Annotated in this window: 1 protein-coding gene; it reads left to right on the forward strand. The window is 63.8% G+C overall.

Going from position 1 to position 1,014, the window contains the following annotated elements:
- Positions 1-199: 199 nt before the first annotated feature.
- Positions 200-1,014: cytosine permease (locus AC1D1P_RS24300; protein ID WP_477674787.1), on the forward strand; the 815-nt coding region annotated here is incomplete at its 3' end.

A 1,014-nucleotide genomic window follows, 5' to 3' on the forward strand; every position in this document is an offset into this window, starting at 1 on the left:
ACCCTACAATTTGGCTGGCGTCTGCATAGGCGCTTTCGCTGGGGGTGTTGCTGCAATTCGTCGCGCGAATTGCGGTGGCTGAGAAAGTCCCTTTGAACCTGATTTGAGGTAATCCTCGCGCAGGGAAGCATGTTCCGGATGCCCGCTGTTCTTTCGGGCTTCAAGCAGGCCGACCTGGCATCGATGATCGGAACTGCTGATGACCACGACTTCTACTTCTGCCGCCGCCGGCAACACCGCGCTTGCGCCATTGCCCTCCAGTGACCGCCTGTTCGGCTGGAGCGACCATGCTGCGCTCTGGCTCAGCCTCGGGGTGGGCCTGCTGGTCATGCAGATCGGCGCCTACCTGGTGCCGGCCGTTGGCACCCAGACAGCCTTGCTGGTGATCGTTTGCGGCTCGGTACTTGGCGCCGGCTTRCTGGCCTGGACGGCCAGGATCGGCTGCGACAGCGGGCTTTCCAGCGCCGGGCTGATGCATGCCACCTATGGCAGCAGCTTTGCGCGCCTGCCGGTGCTGCTCAACATCGTGCAGCTCATCGGCTGGACCACGTTTGAGCTTGTGGTGATGCGCGACGGCACCATGGCCATTGCGCGCCAGTCGGGCGGCTTTACCGGAGCCTTGTGGCCCCTTCTCGCTACCCTGCTGTGGGGTGCGGTGCTGCTGACGCTGCTCTCAGGCTCCATGGTGAAACTGGTGCGCAAATTCATAGGCCGTTATGGCCTGCCGCTGGTCATCGCCTCGCTGCTGTGGTTGAGCTGGCAATTCCTGGCCAAGGCCAATGCCCAAGGACTGAGCGCGCTGTGGATGCGGCCCGGCGAAGGCGGCATGAGCACGCTGTCCGCACTCGACCTGGTGATCGCAATGCCGGTGTCGTGGTTACCCCTCGTGGCCGATTTCGCGCGCCATGGACGCGATGGCAAAGCCGCGCTGCGCGGCACCTGGATGGGCTATGCCGTCGCCAATATCTGGTGCTATGCGCTGGGCGTGCTCGTCGCTATCACGGCGCCCAGTAC

It is taken from the genome of Polaromonas sp. P1_E1_2 (genome assembly GCF_056406035.1).